The sequence below is a fragment of the Prosthecobacter sp. genome (genome assembly GCF_029946185.1).
Taxonomy (GTDB): domain Bacteria; phylum Verrucomicrobiota; class Verrucomicrobiia; order Verrucomicrobiales; family Verrucomicrobiaceae; genus Prosthecobacter.
Genome location: NZ_JAQSEA010000206.1, coordinates 1 through 2,742 on the forward strand (window position 1 = coordinate 1; position 2,742 = coordinate 2,742).

4 protein-coding genes and 1 pseudogene are annotated in these 2,742 nt (G+C 59.2%); 2 read left to right on the forward strand and 3 right to left on the reverse strand.

Translation table 11 applies throughout. The features are described from left to right. Positions 1-570, forward strand: a pseudogene (locus PSV43_RS17540) (glucosamine-6-phosphate isomerase); the annotation flags it as partial. Positions 571-823: 253 nt separating this feature from the next. Then, entirely contained in the window at positions 824-1,234 is a 411-nt protein-coding gene (locus PSV43_RS17545; RefSeq protein ID WP_300200269.1) for an RNA-binding protein, read from the forward strand. A gap of 104 nt (positions 1,235-1,338) precedes the next feature. Here PSV43_RS17545 and PSV43_RS17550 read toward each other — a convergent pair whose 3' ends face one another. From PSV43_RS17550 to PSV43_RS17560, 3 genes are all read right to left on the reverse strand, one after another. Then, on the reverse strand, positions 1,339-2,028 hold the full coding sequence (locus PSV43_RS17550) for a VIT family protein (protein ID WP_300200277.1): 690 nt from the start codon (positions 2,026-2,028) through the stop codon (positions 1,339-1,341). A gap of 59 nt (positions 2,029-2,087) precedes the next feature. Further along, on the reverse strand, positions 2,088-2,318 hold the full coding sequence (locus tag PSV43_RS17555; protein WP_300200272.1) for a DUF2892 domain-containing protein: 231 nt from the start codon (positions 2,316-2,318) through the stop codon (positions 2,088-2,090). Between the two features lie 6 nt (positions 2,319-2,324). Beyond that, positions 2,325-2,742, reverse strand: a 418-nt coding sequence (locus tag PSV43_RS17560; RefSeq protein WP_300200275.1) for an efflux RND transporter permease subunit, incomplete at its 5' end; no start/stop codon positions are given.

A 2,742-nucleotide genomic window follows, 5' to 3' on the forward strand; every position in this document is an offset into this window, starting at 1 on the left:
CATCCACTGTCGTTTGAAAAAGCGAACCGTGACCTCTGCTTTGACCGCATGCAGAAGAAGCTCTGCATGCCAGACACGCAGTTGCATTTCCCGAAGGCGGACACAGCGGCCTACATCAAGAGCTGGCAGAGCGGCGTGCGCTGCGCTGTGATGCAGTGCGGTCAGGGTGATATCAAAAATTGGGCCTTCAACGATCCGCCCAAGCGCACGGGCAAATTCAAAAACGAGCCACCGCCACCCGCAGAGTTTCGCAAGCTGACCACGCGTGTCGTGGATCTGCATCCCGTGACCCTCATGCAGAACGCCCGCACCTCCGGTGGTGGCAATCTCACGCTGGTGCCGCAGAAGGCCATCACGGTGGGCCCCAAGGAAACCTGGATGGCTGAAAAAGTCAGCGTCTGGCATGCCGGCCAGCACGACAATCCTCTGGGTCAACGGCTCACCGCACTCCTGATCTCCAAGCGTCTGGCAGATGCCTCCGTGCCGATGTCACTGCTGGCTGAACACCCGAATGTACAGTTCAATTACTACCGCGGCGGCATTGGCCAGTGCGATATTGAGATGCATTGACGCAGGCGATCGCCCTCGGTCTCTCGCTTAATCCTCTTTTGATGTGTGAGTACCGCCCGGAGCGTCAGGCTCACCGCTACTTTTAAAACTAACGTTTGCTATTCTTCCGAATCAAACGAAATGTGGCATCGCAAGTTAACCTGATAAAGGCTAAGCTAAGTCGTTCATCAGGTTGTTTCCTTTGGTGTTCTTAAATCCGATCTCGGAGCTTACTCAGCCCTCATTCAGGGTGACTGAACTCAAGAAAATCGATATGAATACTAAAATGTACGTGGGCAACCTGCCCTTCACCGCCACAGAAGACGACGTCCGCGCTCTCTTCACCGACTACGGCACCGTTACCGACATCCACCTTCCGATGGACCGCGACTCCGGTCGTCCACGTGGCTTTGCTTTCGTGACCATGGACTCCCAAACCGCCATGAATGAAGCCATCCGTGGCCTCAATGAAAAAGATTACGGTGGTCGCAACCTGACCATCAATGAAGCCCGTCCGAAGGAAGATCGTCCAGCAGGCGGCGGCGGCGGCTACGGTGGTGGCGGCGGCGGCGGTGGCCGTGGCGGCTACGGTGGCGGCGGCGGCAAGAGTGGTGGCGGCGGCGGCGGTGGCCGTGGCGGCTACGGTGGTGGTGGCGGCGGCGGCGGCGGTGGCGGTCGCTACTAAGCGTCTCCCCTGACCTAAATCCCCCCAAAAAATTCACGGCGGCATCCTGGCAACAGGATGCCGCTTTTTTGTGCGCCTCTCACATGAATGAAGATCGGAAAAGATCAGACGGCTGCGCCAAACAAAGCCCCAACTCCCGCAGTCAAGGCCATCGCCATCGCTCCCCAGAAGGTAACGCGGGCAACGGAAGTCCAGACAGATGAACCGCCTGCACGAGCCGCCAAGGTGCCCAGCAGGGCGAGAAACACCAACGAGCTGAGAGAAACAGTCCAGACGATGGCCGAAGCCGGCACCAGAAGAACCAGCAGCAGTGGCATAACGGCACCTACGGCAAATGAGCCCGCCGAAGCGAAAGCTGCCTGCACGGGGCGCGCGCTCAGTGCATCAGAAATGCCAAGCTCATCGCGCGCATGCGTGCCCAGTGCGTCCTTTTCCATCAATTGCGTGGCGACCTGCCTGGCAAGCACCTCGTCGAGCCCGCGGCTGACATAAATAGCGGTCAATTCAGCGTGTTCCCCTGCGGGATCTGCAGCCAGCTCGCCACGCTCCCGTTCCAAATCGGCATTCTCCGTGTCAAACTGGGAGCTGACGGATACATATTCACCTGCGGCCATCGACATAGCACCAGCAACCAACCCTGCCAGACCAGCGACCAGCACGTTGCTGCGGCTGGATTCAGCGGCGGCAACGCCCACGATCAAGCTAGCGGTGGAAAGGATGCCATCATTGGCTCCCAGCACGGCGGCTCGCAGCCAGCCAACGCGGTGAGTTCGGTGTAATTCAGAGTGCTTCATAACCATGAAGGTAGGACCTTTTGGGTGAATCCCCAAAGCTCATCTGCGCGGGCAGAAGCTCAGCAGCATTTGCCGCCGCCACAGCAGCCACCGCCTTTGCCATTGCCACCTTTGCCGCAGGTGCTGATGCCGAGGGGGGCATACAGCGGGCAGAAGCGCACGAAGGCGGTAAGCAGCGGTACGACGCCGATGGCTCCGAGCCAGGTGTGATTGACGATGCCGTAGGCGATGATGCCGAGGCCAGCGATGATGCGCAGGGCGCGGTCCACGGTTCCGATGTTGGGTTTCATATTGTCTTATGGTTGGGGTTCTGGATGAGAATGCTTGTTGGCCATGAAGTAGAGGACCGGCACGGCCATGCGGCTGATGAAGAGGCTGGCGATCTCGCCTGCCATGAGGGCGATGGCGAGCCCCTGGAAAATGGGATCGGCAAGGATCACTGCCGCGCCGACGACCACAGCCAAGGCAGTGAGCAGCATGGGGCGGAAACGCACGGCTCCGGCGTCGATCACGGCCTCGCTCAGCGGCATGCCTTCCCGAATTCTCAGCTCGATGAAATCGACAAGGATGATGGAATTTCGCACCACGATACCACCTCCTGCCATGAAGCCGATCATGCTGGTGGCGGTGAAAAAGGCATCCATGAGACCATGTGCGGGGAGGATGCCGACCAGCGAGAATGGAATGGCGATCATCACGATGGCAGGTGTGATG

What these genes read in the sequence shown, in the direction of transcription:
- PSV43_RS17545 (WP_300200269.1), top strand. Translation starts at nt 824, where the DNA reads ATGAATACTAAAATGTACGTGGGCAACCTGCCCTTCACCGCCACAGAA.
- PSV43_RS17550 (WP_300200277.1), bottom strand. Translation starts at nt 2,028, where the DNA reads ATGAAGCACTCTGAATTACACCGAACTCACCGCGTTGGCTGGCTGCGA.
- PSV43_RS17555 (WP_300200272.1), bottom strand. Translation starts at nt 2,318, where the DNA reads ATGAAACCCAACATCGGAACCGTGGACCGCGCCCTGCGCATCATCGCT.